Origin of the sequence: Herbaspirillum lusitanum (assembly GCF_046025995.1) — a bacterium.
Classification (GTDB): Bacteria; Pseudomonadota; Gammaproteobacteria; order Burkholderiales; family Burkholderiaceae_D; genus Herbaspirillum; species Herbaspirillum lusitanum_A.
On the sequence record NZ_JAQQFM010000010.1, the window covers coordinates 21,209 to 34,485 of the forward strand.

Below are 13,277 nucleotides of genomic sequence, written 5' to 3' on the forward strand. Positions count from 1 at the left end.
GAAACGATGAGCGCCACACAATCGCCCAAAATCCTGGTCGTGGATGACGACCAAGCCATGCGTCAATTGTTGATCGAATATCTGGCCGGGCATGGCATCAACGCCGACAGCGCCGGTACGGTCGCCGAGGCTAGCGCCGCGGTACAGGACAAAAACTATGATCTGGTGCTGCTCGATCTCGGGCTGCCGGACGGCGACGGCGCCGATCTGGCGCGCCGCTGGCGTCAGGACACCACCATGTCCATCATCTGCGTCACCGGCCGCAAGGAAGAGGCCGACATGGTGATGGGGCTGGAACTGGGCGCCGACGACTACGTCACCAAACCGTTTTCGCTGCGCGAGATGCTGGCCCGCATGCGCGCCGTACTGCGCCGCGCCAGCCAGAACGTGCAGACCCCGGTCACGCGCGGCAAACATCCGCGCGCCTACCAGTTCGGCGGCTGGGGCCTGAACCTGAACACGCGCCGCCTGACTGCACCCGACGGCCGCAACGTCAGTCTGACCAATGCCGAATTCAACCTGCTCGTGGTGTTTCTGAGCGCCCCCGGGCGCATCATCTCGCGCGAACATCTGCTGGAAAGCACGCGCGCCTTCGATGACGTCTACGACCGGGCCATCGACGTTCAGATTCTGCGTCTGCGCCGCAAGCTGGAAGCCGATCCCAAGAATCCGACCTTGCTGCGCACCGAGCGCGGCGCCGGTTACTACCTCGACACCGAGATCGAAACGCTGTGGGGCTGAGGCCCGGGACAGCACCGGCGCGGTAGATGAGCAAGATTCGCAGCCGCCGCAGACATCCTTTCTGCGGCGGCTGCTCTGCCGCACGAGGGCATATTTCAGCTGAAACAATTCTTCCGCGATGTGCAACCGCTCTGCAACGCAGGCTGTGCAAACTTCATCCCATGCCGAATCATTGATCAGGTGATGCCGGCGAGAGCAGCATCTCCCCCGTGTCAGCCTTAGCGAAACCATTTCAGAACTGGAGCCGTGATGAAAATATTGTCCATGTTGATCGCCTTTCTGCTCGCCGCAGGCCTTTCTGCCAGCGCCAGTGCCGATCCCAGTTGCCAGCTCAATCTGGTGGGCGACAAAAAGGTCATCCAGACTATCCTGAGTCTGCATAAAGGCCATCTGGCGTCGGAGGAAATCTGTGATCTGCTGCACGATAACGGTTTGAGCCTGAGCGTAACCGGCCAGGCCTCGGTCTCATCCGGCATTGCCTTCGGCTGGGCCAGCGTGCGCCTGGTGGACGATGCGCATTTGTACTCGGAGAGCTTCTCCTCCACCACCGTGACCGACAAGAAGAAAGTCAGCATGGCGCGGGCAAATGAGCTGATGAATCTGAGCTTCGAGTCGGCCGTGCAGGATTTCCGCTTCCTGGAAGCGACCCAACAGATCAAGAGCTATCGCGCCGCCTTGAAAAAATAAGTTTGGCCATCCGCAGATGTGCCTGCGCCCATGCCGTTCAGCCAGACGCTGAGCGGCATTTTTTATTGGCGCGCGGTTTTCGCCTGCGCCATTTCAAATGAAATGAAGGCCTCCCGATCTGAAATCTGCCCGCAACGCCGCACGCGCAATCTGTCCTTGTGGGCACGCAGCCGGCAACGCCGGCATCTGCGGTGCATCAACCGGATCGCGCCGGGCGGCGCAGACAAGCAAAAGGAGCAGGATCATGAAAAGAGCGATGGTGGCATGTGTGCTGGCGGGTTTGTCGTTCGGTGCGGCAGCGCAATCGACAGCCTTATTGAAGCAGGACAAGGCCGATGGCCTGTCGGTGGAAATCGGCGTCGGCCGCATGCAGGCCGAGTCGCGCGAATATGTCTACGACGCCGGCAGCGGCAGAAAGATCAGCCAGCTCGACTGGAAGGCCAGCAACGTCCCCATCCTGAAGGCGACGCTTTCCTATCCGCTCAATTCCTGGCTGACAGCCAACCTGCGCGCGTGGACGGCAATCTCCCCGGGTTCCAGCTCCCAGCATGATTTCGACTGGATGGTGCCGGGGCAGAGCGACTGGAGCCACCGCTCCTACAGCCCGGACACGCGCTTGCATGCGGCGCATGAAATCGATCTGAGCGCGACCGCCTGGCTGATCCAGCGGGCCGGATACAAAGCCGGCGTGGTGGCGGGTTACCAGCAGACACATTTCAGCTGGACGGCCTACGGCGGCAGCTATTCTTACTGGAACGGCGCCAGGACCGGCAATTTTCCGGATGGCCAGCCGGGCATCAGCTATCGTCAGTCCTTCCGTCTGCCGTATGTCGGGCTGGCCGGCAGTTATCGGCATCAGGACTGGGAATTCAATGCGCTGTTCAAGTTCAGCCCCTGGGTGCAGATCGACGATCACGATACGCATCATTTGCGTAATCTGGATTTCACCGACCAGTCGCGCAATTCGCGCTACTACGGCATCAATCTGGATGCCGGCTACCACCTGACGCCGAATGCCAAGCTGTTCGCCGAGGTGTCGTGGAACAAGTTCCTGCAAGGACGCGGCCCCACCGTGGAGAGAAACGGCAATACCGGCGCCACCAGTTTCTATGACGGCGCTGCGGCCGGCATGGACAACAAGAATTACGCGATCACGGTGGGCGTGAAGTACCGGTTCTGAGCGGCGCAAAAGAAAAAGCCCGCTGCCGGATCTTCTTTCGGAGATTTCAGCAGCGGGCTCTTTTTCTGCGGCTTCATGTCAGCCGCGGCGTGAGGCCGTATCAGCGAGTCAAGCGCATCAGAACGGCACGCGACGCCGTCTGCGCACCATCAGCACCGCGCCCGCGATCAGCAACAGCAGCACCACGGCGACCGCGATGGCCGGCAGGATGTAAGGCTGCAAACGCGCCAGCGCGGGCTGTTCGCCGCCCTTGCGGGCTTGCGCCACATAGGCTTCGCTGACCTGCACATCGGGGTTGCCGTATTGCTTGAGCACGTAGTTGGCGATCAGCGCGATCTGCTTGTCGGTGAGCGGATTGACGTAAGACTTCTCGTCGAAGCGCGGCATCAGGATTTCCTTGTCGCCGACCTTGCGTTCCACCCCGTTCAGAATCGCCGCCACCAGATTGGCCGGATTGTGCGAGCCGGTAGCGGTGTTGTTGAACAGCGAGGGATACGCCTGGCCGCTGCTGCCGGCGCCGGTGGCTGAGTGGCAGCTGGCGCAATAGCCGCTGAACAGCACCGCGCCGCTGTTGAGGCTGTTGTGCTCGTTCGGCCCGTTCATGCCGCGCAGGCCGGCTTCGTCGCTGACCGCCTTGCCGTAGCTGTAGGCCGGTTTGGTCTGCGCACTGTCGCGCACTGGCGGCACCGTGCGCAGATAGGCCACGATGGCGGCGATATCGTCGTCGCGCAAATGCTGGAAGCTGTTGGTGACGGCTTCTGCCATCGCGCCGCCGGCCTGGCCCTTGCCTTCGGCATGGCCGGTCTTCAGATACTGCACCAGCTCGGCATCGCTCCAGCCGCCGACGCCGCTGACCGGGTCGGAGGTGATGTTGGGCGCATGCCAGGGCCCGAGCGCGGCGCCGGCCAGCGCGGCGCCGCCTTGTTCACCCATCAGGAAATTGCGCGGCGTGTGGCAGGTGCTGCAATGCGCCAGGCCGTTGGCCAGATATTCGCCGCGATTGATCTGCTGCGACTTGGCGGCGTCCGGCGTGAAGCGCTTGTTGTCGAGGAAGATGGCGTTCCAGCCCAGCATCGACATCCGCACATTGAAGGGAAACGGCAGCCTGGTCTGGCTGCTGGCCGGCTCGTTGACCGGCTCCACCGCGTTCATGAAGTAGCTGTATAGCTTGTGCACGTCGCCGTCGGTCAGCATGGCGTAGCTGGTGTAGGGCATGGCCGGATACAGATGGCTGCCGTCGGCGCGCACGCCCTCGCGCAAGGCGCGTGCGAACTGGGCCTCGGTGTAATTGCCGATGCCGGCCGTCTTGGACGGCGTGATGTTGGTGGCGTAGATGGTGCCCAGCGGCGACTCGATGGCATAACCGCCGGCGTAAGGCTTGCCGGCCGGCGCCGTGTGGCAGGCCATGCAGTCGGCGGCAATCGCCAGATAGCGGCCGGCTTCAATATCGGCCGTGGCGGCCTTGGCCGTGTCTGCGCCGGCTTTTACACCGCTGTCCGCATTGGCCGCCGCCGGCGCCTCCGGCTTGGTCAGCGACTGTTCCTGTGCCTGCGCGGCTGAGGACGCCGTGAGCAACAGCGCACCCAGCATCAAGGCGCCGCCGAGCAGCTTGCGCATGGCCGGCGGCATCGATTTCAGACTGAAAGAATGAGCGTTCATCGGATCAGCCTTTCGCCAGCGTCTTGCTGATATCGTCGGCCGCGCGCAGACCCAGCGCCGCCATGCTCAGCGTGCTGTTGACCACACTCGCCGAGGGCATCGCGCCGCCGCCCGGCAGCCACAGATTGGCGTGGTCGTGGGCGCGGCAATTGCCGTCCACCACCGAATCCTTGGGATTGCTGCCCATGATCGTGCCGCCCATCACGTGGTTGTTGGCGTTCAGGCTGGTGGTGATGTTGAACTCCACCGCACCGAACAACTGGCCGATATGTTCCAGCTGCTTGTGCGCCGCGTCCGCACCCTTGCGCACGTAGTCGCCGACGTCGTAATGAATGTCGGGGCAGGCCAGGCCGAGCGGATCCTTGCGGGTCTGGCTCAGGGTCAGGCGGTTTTCCGCTTCCGGCAGCGGCTCCAGGCTGATCGACAGATCCACGCCATAGGCCGCGCGGCGGCGGATTTCATCATCCAGTTCGGGGCCGACCAGGCCCAGTTTCAGCGCTTGCTGGGTCGCCGGGCCGACGCGCGTGATGTTGTTGAGGATCATCTTGTTGGACGAATACTCGGAGCGGAAGGCGCCGTCGCGCGGACCCACCAGACAACTGCTCTGCGCCGGGCCGCGGCCGGTCCAGATCGGCTCATTGGCGAGGAAGGTGCAGTGAAAACCGGAGTGATCCATCATGTTGCGGCCGACCTGATCCGACGAATTGGCCAGACCGTTCGGGTTGGCGGCATTGGCAGCCAGCAGCAACAGCCGTGGCGTCTCGATGCCGTTGCAGGCAAACACGAAAATTCTGGCGCTGGCCTTGTGCGACTTCTTGCCGGCGTCATACCAGTGCACGGCGGTGATGCGATTGTTCTGATCGGTATCGGCCTTGTAGACCACTGCTTCGGCCAGCACTTTGGCGCCCTTCATTTCAGCGCGCAGCACGTGGTGGATGCCGTTGTACATGGCGCCGATGGGGCAGATCGGCTGGCAATTGTTATTGCCGCAGCAGGTCGGCCGGCCCTGCCACGGACGTGTACTGCGTCCCTGCGGAATCGGCACCGAGTTGTAGCCGTGCGGATTGACCACTTCGGCAAAGCGCTGGTCGCCGTAGCCCCAGGGCACCATGTCCATCGGATACGGCCGGCTGCGTTCGCTGGGAGACTGCATGGCCGGATCGTTGGGCCCGGCCACGCCCATTTCTTCTTCGGCGCGGCAGTAGTAGGGCTCCAGCTCTTCGTAGGAAATCGGCCAGTCGCGGCCGACGCCGTAGGTCGACTTCATCTTCAGATCGACCGGCAGGTGACGCCAGCAAGACGCCGCCCAGTGCCAGGTGGTGCCGCCCACGGTGCGCAGATAGCCTTGCTGGAAGCTGCTGCCGCTGGGGCCGGACAGCGCGATGTAATCGTTCTTGGGGAAATACAGCGGCGCCGGTGCGTTTGCCGCTTGCGGATACAGGCCCTGATAGTCGGAGCCGACGCGGTTTTCAAAAGGCATGTTGCGCCAGTTTTCAACCGCCTGTGCGCGCTCGATGCGCAAGCCGGCTTCCAGCATCAGCACGGAGTGGCCCTGGCTGACCAGCTGATCGGCAATCATGCCGCCGACCACGCCGGTGCCTACGATGACAACATCTGCGGTGGCGTCGCCATCGGCAGTAAAGGTGGGGAGTTTCATAGCGATTTGGATTGAGTTGGCGGTACTACTGCGGGAGTGCCGGTGGTGGCCGGAGCAGGGGCGGGCGCGGGCGCAACCGGCGCCGAAACGCGGATCGCCGGCGGCGCCTTGGTCCACCATAGCGGGCCGTAGTTGCAGTAGGTCGGCACGGTCTGGCCGTCGGCCACGGGCTGATACATCAGCGCTTCGGCATACGACACCACGACCGCGTTCTTGCCGCTGCCGACCGTGCCCGTATACCAGGCCGCCACGATGGCCAGTGCCAGCTCGCGCAGCCCGGCATCGGTGGCCGCCGCCAGCAGCGCCTTGGGCTCCTGATGGTCTTGCAGCAGCGTCGCCAGCCGGGGTGCTTGCGCTGCGAAATCGGGGTAGTTCTTGCGCATTGCCGCTTCGATGCGGCCGGCAGTTTCCGGCTTGAGATCGGCATGGCCGGTGATGCGCGTGGAGAACTTCAGAAAGGCCGCTGCTTCGGGCGTCGCCGTCGGCGCTGCACCGGCGCCGGCCAGACCGGTGGCCGGCGGCGTCTGCGCATTGCTGAACAGCGGATTGCTCCAGAAACCGGCCTCGGCGATCAGCGCCGCCAGTCCGATCAGCACGTGACGGCGGCTGATGCCGCCGGTCAGTCGGACGGTGTTGCCTGAGGGCGACGACCCGGGAGAGTCAGTGGATGAACCCGGATCGGTAGGATGAGAGCGCTTCATATGGCGACTCCCTGGCTGGGTTGACGGACCTGGCGCATTGTGCAAACTCCTGCTGTTTTTTTGTTGGCGGCGATTGATTGTTTTGCTGAGTTGTTTCAGACAGAGCAGCCAAAGCCTTGAAACGTTCCTGCTGAATCGAAAATCATGCTGACGGAATGCGCAATTTTTCGATGTTTGTGCAATAGGAAAATCTGCGCGAACACAAAAAATGCGGAGCAATGAGGATTCAATGATAACGCTGTTAGCGCTAACATGCTTGAGGCGATGCAAAATCGGAGATCAGACGTGGCGACACCGCAGCGCTATTTCGCTGCGGTGTCGCCGCATTGCGTGATGTTCAGGCAGATGGTGGCGCCTGAAGTTGGATGGCCCCTGGTCCGACGTCAAGGCATCGGCGGCAGGCAAGTTCGATCATTCAAAAAGGCCTGATCCGGCCTGCTGCTCGCGCCTTCAGAATACTGACAGCAGTCTTTCCATCTCTCTCATGAGCAAGGCGCCGAGCTGCTTGGCGAGCATGGGGCCGCCTCTGGCGTGTGCGGCAGGGCTGGCGAAGAACAGGACGAGGCTGGAAGTGATGAGTGCGATACGCATGGGAAACTCCTGTCGATGGGTTCAGATCAAGGATGGCTCATGACGGCATCTGCTTTACCTCGTCTGCCGTCCTTGATCCATGCAGACAGAATGCCGGTGCACGGTTACCGATCTGTTGCAGCAACGACGACTGTTTATTGCAAATGAAATACAAGCACAACCTCAGAACCGCAAACGCTCGCCTCGCCCAAAAAGAAAGCCCGCTGACGCGGGCCTTCTCATGCCTGACACCTGAAACGCGTTCAGCGATCACAGACTTCGCCGGATTTACTGGCGTGCCGCCAGCAGCAGCGCGCCGGCGCCGATGAAAAAGCCACCGGTGAGTTTGTTCAATCGCGCGACGCCGCGCGAGGTGCGCCAGCCGAGATAGAACAGATACAGGGCGCCGACCCACTTCACGGCGGTGAATGCGGTCTCCGAGGCCAGCAGCATGGCGCCCAGGCCCACCGCCGAAATCGTCAGGAAAATGGCAAACGCAGTGACCCTGCCGAAGGTGGCCAGCAAAGCGGTGCCGACGCCACGTCGAATACCGTTGTTGAGCGCACAGAAGTTGTTCGGCCCGGGGACGAGCGCCAGCATGACGGCGATGGGGATGAAGAATAAGGCGTCCATGTGGTGTCCCATTTTCAGGCGAAGGAGAAGTCCTGATTTTATCAGCGGCAGGCGCGGAGGGCGGCATATTCCGGACGCCTCCGGGTGCCTGGTCCGGCAACATGCTCGCCGAAGCGGTGACATGGACATGGCAGGCCTGAACGTTTTCGGCCAGAAAAAGACATCCGCACAATCAACCGAGGTCGCCATATGCTCTCCTCAGCATTACTCAAAGATAACGTCCCGCGCCCTTTCCTGCCGAGCCTTCCGACCCGGCGGCGGCAACTGATCTGCCCTTCACGATCATCAGGAAGTGATTGCCGGCGAGTTGCTCATCTTGCTGGCGAAGTAGCAGGAGCAGCAGGCCAGGATGATCGCAGTTTCACTGTAGCCCCCGGGGTTTCACCGATATGGTTCAGGCCCGGGCCGGGGCCCGGACAGTCAGTCTTGCGGCACCCACGTGTGGGTGCCGGGCAGATCGGAGTAAAAATTGTCCAGAACCATAATTTCGACCGGCTTGGGTGTGTTGTCGCCCTGGCCCTGGATCTTCACGATGTCTTGCGGGCAGGCCGAAAACGCAACGAAACAATCCATCTCGGCGCGCAGCGTGATGAAGTCTCCGGGCTTGGTCACGGTCGGCAGCGTCTTCAGCGTGATGCCGTCCGGCTGCACGCGGATGTTCATGAAGATGTTGAACGAGGCCAGATTAGGCCGCGGCGGCGTCACGCCGAGTTCGAACATGCCTTCGAACATGTTGTCGCAACAATTGCGGTGGTAGTGTTTTACGCCGAGCAGCTCATAGCGCCTGCGATCGCAGGCGGCCATGAAGGTATCGTGCACGCCGGGCGTGGCGTCTTCCACCACGGTAAGGATGGGGTGTCGCTGGTTGGTCACGAAGCTGTCGCCGACGATGGGATTCAGGCGCTGGTTCCACACGCGCGTGGTTTCCATGCACATGTATTCGGCCAGGTCGTAAGCATTCCATGCCCAGCAGTCGACCACCTGGCTGCCGTGCGTGTTGACCACGCGTACGGCCTGTCCGGCCTTGAGGCGAACGGCCTTGCCATGGCCGGCGGGTACGGTAATAGAAGCAGAAGAGGTCATGATGTGGAAGATTCCGGATTGAAGCGTTGAAGAAACTGGCGCAGGCGCGCCGATGACGGTTGGTCGATCACCTGCGACGGCGAGCCCATCTCGACGATCTTGCCGCCGTCCATGAACACCACCAGGTCGGCTACGTCGCGCGCGAATGCGACCTCGTGCGTGACCACGATCATGGTGGTCTGCGCCGCCGCCAGGCCGCGCATCACGGCGAGTACCTCGCCGACCAGCTCGGGGTCGAGCGCCGAGGTCGGCTCATCGAACAGGATGACTTCCGGCGCCATGGCCAGCATGCGGGCGATGCCCACGCGCTGTTGCTGGCCGCCGGACAGTGAGGCGGGAACCGCCGTGTGCTTGCCTGCCAGCCCCACTTTGCGCAACGCCTCGGCAGCGATGTCGCTGGCGTCGAGGCGTGCCATACCCTTGACCGAGATCAGACCTTCCATGACGTTCTCGATCACGTTCATGTGCGGCCACAGATTGAAGCTTTGGAACACCATTCCGATACGGCTGCGCTGCGCGCGGATCTCGCGTCCGGAACGGGGCACCGGCTTGCTCTGCGGCCCTTCCTTCACGCCGACGCGTTCGTCGCCGATCCATACCTCGCCGGCATCGGGCGGCGCCAGCCAGTTCAGGCAGCGCAGCAGCGTCGACTTCCCCGAGCCAGAGGGCCCGAGGATGCAGACCACCTTGCCGCGCTCGATATCCAGACTGACGCCGTCGAGAATGCGTTGGGAGCCGAAGGACTTGACGATGTCGCGCGCACGCAGGGCGATGGCACCGGTCACGTTCGAATGGAGTTCAGCTTGGTTCATGGCAGGCTAGCGAGTTAAGGGGATTCCGTGAGCCACGGCGATACGCTGTTCCCAGCGGCGCGTCAGCGCATGCAGCAATGCGGTAGCGGCCCAGTAGACCAGCGCCACCATGCAATAGACTTCCAGCGGCGCGTAGGTCTCGGACACCACGCTTTTGGCAGCAAACATGAATTCATGCACCGAGATCACCGACAGCAAGGCGGAATCCTTGAACAGACCGATCGCCAGCCCGGTCATGGTCGGCAGCAGCAAGGGCAAGGCCTGCGGCGCCACGATCCTGCGCGCGACGGCAAGCGGCGACATGCCGATGGCGACTGCGGCTTCCACCGTACCCTTGGGCACGCCATCGATGGCGGCCTGGATCACCTGGGCGATATAGGGTGCGTAGTAAATTGCCAGCGTCAGCACGCCCACCACCGGAGCCGGCAGCAGCAGGCCGAAATCAGGCAGGACGTAGAAACTCACGTAGAGCAGCACCAGCAAGGGCAGCGCCAGCGTGACCGCGATATAGGCGTCGATCAGCGCGGCGAGCGGGCGCGACCCGATGCGGCGCAAGACCACCAGTACGACACCGAGAAGACCGGCGAGCACCGCGCTGGCCGCACACAGCCAGAGCGTGTCGACCAGGCCGCTGAGCAAGGCCGGTACGTGTTCGGTCAGGATGCCGGGATCGAAGGCCATGTCAGCTTCTCCCTGTGGTGGCAAGCGGTGCTGCCGCACTGCGCGGCATTCTGGTCAGGTGCTTGCCCAGCGCCAGCACCGGCAGCACCACGGCGAGATAACCGAGGCTCACCATCAGCATGATCTGGGACGAGGTATAAGTGCGTGCGATCACCATCTGCCCTGCGTAGGTCAGTTCCGTCACTGCGACGACCGAGGCCAGCGGCGTCGTTTTCAGGAGAATCGTGAATTCGTTGATGAGCGCCGGAATACTGGTCCTGAGTACCTGCGGCATCACGATGCGCGCGGCAATGCGCCACGGCGCCATGCCCAGTGCGGTGGCTGCCTCGATCTGGCCGCGCGTGACGATGCGCAGGTTGCCGCGCAGGATTTCAGCGGTATAGGCGCCGCTGTTGAGACCCAGCGTCAGCGCCGCCGCCAGCAGAGGACGCCCGCCCAATCCCAGCAGCGGCAGCGAGAAGAACACCAGAAACAGCTGCACCAGCGCCGGCGTGCCACGCATGAAGCTGATATAGAGGCGCGCCAGCCACCGCACCGGCGCCAGCGGCGCCAATTGCATCGCCAGGGCGATGTGGCCCCAGATCAGGCTACCGATCGCGCCGAGCACGGTGAGCGCGACCGTCATCATCCAGCCATCGATCAGCGAGGGAATGCTCTGGATCACCTGGGGACTCAGCCACATACAAGCTCTCCGTCGATTACAGCGCGTTCAGCTCTTCAGCCACGGCCACTTCCAGCGCGCCCGGCTTGTCGTTGCCGGGTACGCCGGAGCAGCAGGCGGACACCACGAAGACCATGTCCGCGACCACGCGGCAAGCGATGAAGTCGCCGGCGCGGCTGCGGTTCGGCAAGGGAATGATACGACCCTTCTGATCCAGGTCGACATGCATGAACAGGTTGATCGGGTCGGGTAGCTTGGGTGGGTTCAAGCCCTGCTCCCGGATGACTGCCGATACCGACTCGACACAGCCGGTCCGGCCTGCGTAACCGTTGGCGGCCAGCCATGCGGTGGTCGACGCCGGCATCAGCAGGTCGTGCATGCCGACGCTGTCCTTGCCCAGCACCATCAGCGCGCGGCGCTGGTTGCTCACGATGCGCATGCCGGCCTGCAGCACATAGGAATTGCTGAACACGCGGGTGTGGTGCACCGACATGAAAATGTCCGGATTGGCTCTGTCGAAGGCGAACAGCATGGCGGTGACGCCGGCCTCTTTTGCTTCGATGCGCAGAATCTGGCCGGCCTTGACGTCGATGGCGCGGCTCTCTCCGGCCGGCACGGCAATGCGGCTCGGCTGCAGGGGGCTACGGGCGGGAGTCTCTTTTAACAGAAGCATGATAGTCAGTCGGTGGATGCCGTGGCACCGCTGTGCGGATCGGCGTCGTGAATGGAAATGTCGATGTCGGTCACGCGCAGGCCATTGCCGGGAATGATGTCCTGCGGGCAGGATGAGACTGCGCACAACAGGTCTTCCAGCACTTCGAAGGTGATGTGATCGCCCGGCTTGCTGGTGGGATCGGTGACCTGCATGCGGCGGTCGGCCGTGACCGGGCCGTTCTGAAACAGGTTGAACGGCTCCGGCACGTCGAACTTCGACAGCCCGTGCAATGCCAGGCCTTCATGCATGTTGTCCAGGCAATTGCGGTGGCCGACCACGTTGAAGTCGATAGTGAAGCGGGTATCGTCGCAGGCTGGCACATTGGCGTCATGCACGCCAACGGTGTCCACCACCACGCGCAACAGCGGCCGGTCGAGCGAGGAGTACAAGTAGTCGCCGACGTCGAAGAAGATCGAGCTGAGCTTGCGGCGGGTGTGCGTGGGCGACAGTTTCTCGGCCTTGTTGCCGGCCACGACGGCCACAAAGTCGGCCGCCTGCTGGCCCTCGACGTCGATGATGGTGAGGAACTGGCCTGCCTTCACCTCGAAGGTCCGGCCGTGACCGGCTTGCACGGTCAGGGAATGGGTGTGGTTGCACATACGGCTACGTCTTATTTGGCAGGGATGAAATCGGTGTCCGGCGTGGCGAAGGTCACACCGAGGTATTGTTGCTGCAGCTTGGCCAGCTCACCGCTCTTTTTCATCGCCATGATCTGGTCGCTGACGGCCTTGTTCAGGCGCGTGTCTTCGGGACGAGTGGCCAGCGCGATCCATTGCGAAGGGCCCAGTTCGCCGGTGATCTTCATCTTGCCGGGGTTTTGCTTGATCACATCGGCCAGAACGGTCAGGTCGTCGAAGACGAAGTCGGCGCGCCGCGTCATCAGCGCCGCTACAGTCTGGTCGACGCTGTCCACGCTGAGCAATGTGATCGGCGCCAGGCCCTTCGATTTGAGCGTGTCATTGAACTGCTTGAGGATGCTCTCAGGCGCGCTGCCGGTCTTCACTGCACCGGTCAGCCCGGCCAGCGATTCCGGCGTCGGCTTGGCCGGAATCTTGGTGTAGTCGCCGCGCACCAGGGGGCCGTTGACGGTCTTGCCGGTCGGTACCACATAGGCGATGCGCTTGGCGCGCTCGGCAGTCACATTCAGCGCCGAGCCTTCCATGTCGAAGGAGCGCGACAGCAGGCCGGGAATGATGCCGCTGAAGGCCATGCGCTGGTATTCGATTTTCACACCCATGTTTTTGGCCACCGCAGCCAGCACGGCCGGGTGGTAGCCCACGATGGCATTGGACGCGTCGGTGTACTCATAGGGGGCGAAGGTCGGGTCGATCGCGACGATCATCTTGCCGCGGCTCTTGATGTCGTCGAGCGTGTCGGCGTGCGCGGCGGCGCTGCAGAACAACAATGCGGAAAGCAGGAAACGGGAGAGACGTTGGGCGGACATGGGCGGACTCCTAAAGGTTGGCGGACGAGAGAGAACGGCAAGACGATCAATGC

At 62.8% G+C, this 13,277-nt stretch carries 15 protein-coding genes; 3 read left to right on the plus strand and 12 right to left on the minus strand.

Annotation, left to right across the window (positions count from 1 at the left end; genetic code table 11):
- Nucleotides 1–6: 6 nt before the first annotated feature.
- The 3 genes from PQR62_RS21000 (at nt 7) to PQR62_RS21010 (ending at nt 2,608) form a co-directional block, all read left to right on the plus strand.
- Nucleotides 7–741, plus strand: a complete 735-nt coding sequence (locus tag PQR62_RS21000; RefSeq protein ID WP_408159985.1) for a response regulator — start codon at nt 7–9, stop codon at nt 739–741.
- Nucleotides 742–990: 249 nt separating this feature from the next.
- Nucleotides 991–1,428, plus strand: coding sequence for a hypothetical protein (locus PQR62_RS21005; protein WP_408159986.1), 438 nt, complete (start codon nt 991–993; stop codon nt 1,426–1,428).
- Nucleotides 1,429–1,672: 244 nt separating this feature from the next.
- On the plus strand, nt 1,673–2,608 hold the full coding sequence (locus PQR62_RS21010; protein ID WP_408159987.1) for an omptin family outer membrane protease: 936 nt from the start codon (nt 1,673–1,675) through the stop codon (nt 2,606–2,608).
- A 117-nt stretch (nt 2,609–2,725) separates the two neighbouring features.
- On the opposite strand, the gene PQR62_RS21015 is transcribed toward PQR62_RS21010, so the two are convergent.
- The 12 genes from PQR62_RS21015 to PQR62_RS21070 form a co-directional block, all read right to left on the minus strand.
- Nucleotides 2,726–4,267: a c-type cytochrome gene (locus PQR62_RS21015; protein WP_408159988.1), complete on the minus strand. Its 1,542-nt coding sequence runs from the start codon at nt 4,265–4,267 to the stop codon at nt 2,726–2,728.
- 4 nt (nt 4,268–4,271) lie between these two features.
- On the minus strand, nt 4,272–5,924 hold the full coding sequence (locus PQR62_RS21020; protein ID WP_408159989.1) for a GMC family oxidoreductase: 1,653 nt from the start codon (nt 5,922–5,924) through the stop codon (nt 4,272–4,274).
- Nucleotides 5,921–6,625, minus strand: a complete 705-nt coding sequence (locus PQR62_RS21025) for a sugar dehydrogenase complex small subunit (RefSeq protein ID WP_408159990.1) — start codon at nt 6,623–6,625, stop codon at nt 5,921–5,923. The genes PQR62_RS21020 and PQR62_RS21025 overlap by 4 nt, the downstream gene beginning before the upstream one ends.
- A 450-nt stretch (nt 6,626–7,075) precedes the next feature.
- A complete protein-coding gene (locus PQR62_RS21030) occupies nt 7,076–7,216 on the minus strand; it encodes a hypothetical protein (protein ID WP_408159991.1) in 141 nt (46 codons plus the stop codon).
- A 267-nt stretch (nt 7,217–7,483) separates the two neighbouring features.
- Entirely contained in the window at nt 7,484–7,828 is a 345-nt protein-coding gene (locus PQR62_RS21035; protein ID WP_408159992.1) for a LysE family translocator, read from the minus strand.
- Between the two features lie 420 nt (nt 7,829–8,248).
- Entirely contained in the window at nt 8,249–8,911 is a 663-nt protein-coding gene (locus PQR62_RS21040; protein WP_408159993.1) for a DUF1989 domain-containing protein, read from the minus strand.
- Nucleotides 8,908–9,723: an amino acid ABC transporter ATP-binding protein gene (locus PQR62_RS21045; protein ID WP_408159994.1), complete on the minus strand. Its 816-nt coding sequence runs from the start codon at nt 9,721–9,723 to the stop codon at nt 8,908–8,910. The genes PQR62_RS21040 and PQR62_RS21045 overlap by 4 nt, the downstream gene beginning before the upstream one ends.
- Before the next feature lie 6 nt (nt 9,724–9,729).
- Entirely contained in the window at nt 9,730–10,404 is a 675-nt protein-coding gene (locus tag PQR62_RS21050) for an amino acid ABC transporter permease (protein WP_408159995.1), read from the minus strand.
- A gap of 1 nt (nt 10,405) precedes the next feature.
- Entirely contained in the window at nt 10,406–11,086 is a 681-nt protein-coding gene (locus PQR62_RS21055) for an amino acid ABC transporter permease (RefSeq protein ID WP_408159996.1), read from the minus strand.
- 16 nt (nt 11,087–11,102) lie between these two features.
- Nucleotides 11,103–11,738 carry an urea carboxylase-associated family protein gene (locus PQR62_RS21060; protein ID WP_408159997.1) on the minus strand — a complete coding sequence of 212 codons (636 nt, stop codon included), beginning with the start codon at nt 11,736–11,738 and terminating at the stop codon, nt 11,103–11,105.
- Between the two features lie 5 nt (nt 11,739–11,743).
- Nucleotides 11,744–12,379 (minus strand): DUF1989 domain-containing protein, encoded by a 636-nt coding sequence (locus tag PQR62_RS21065; protein WP_408159998.1) that lies wholly within the window; start codon nt 12,377–12,379, stop codon nt 11,744–11,746.
- Between the two features lie 11 nt (nt 12,380–12,390).
- Nucleotides 12,391–13,224 carry a transporter substrate-binding domain-containing protein gene (locus tag PQR62_RS21070; protein ID WP_408159999.1) on the minus strand — a complete coding sequence of 278 codons (834 nt, stop codon included), beginning with the start codon at nt 13,222–13,224 and terminating at the stop codon, nt 12,391–12,393.
- Between the last annotated feature and the right edge of the window lie 53 nt (nt 13,225–13,277).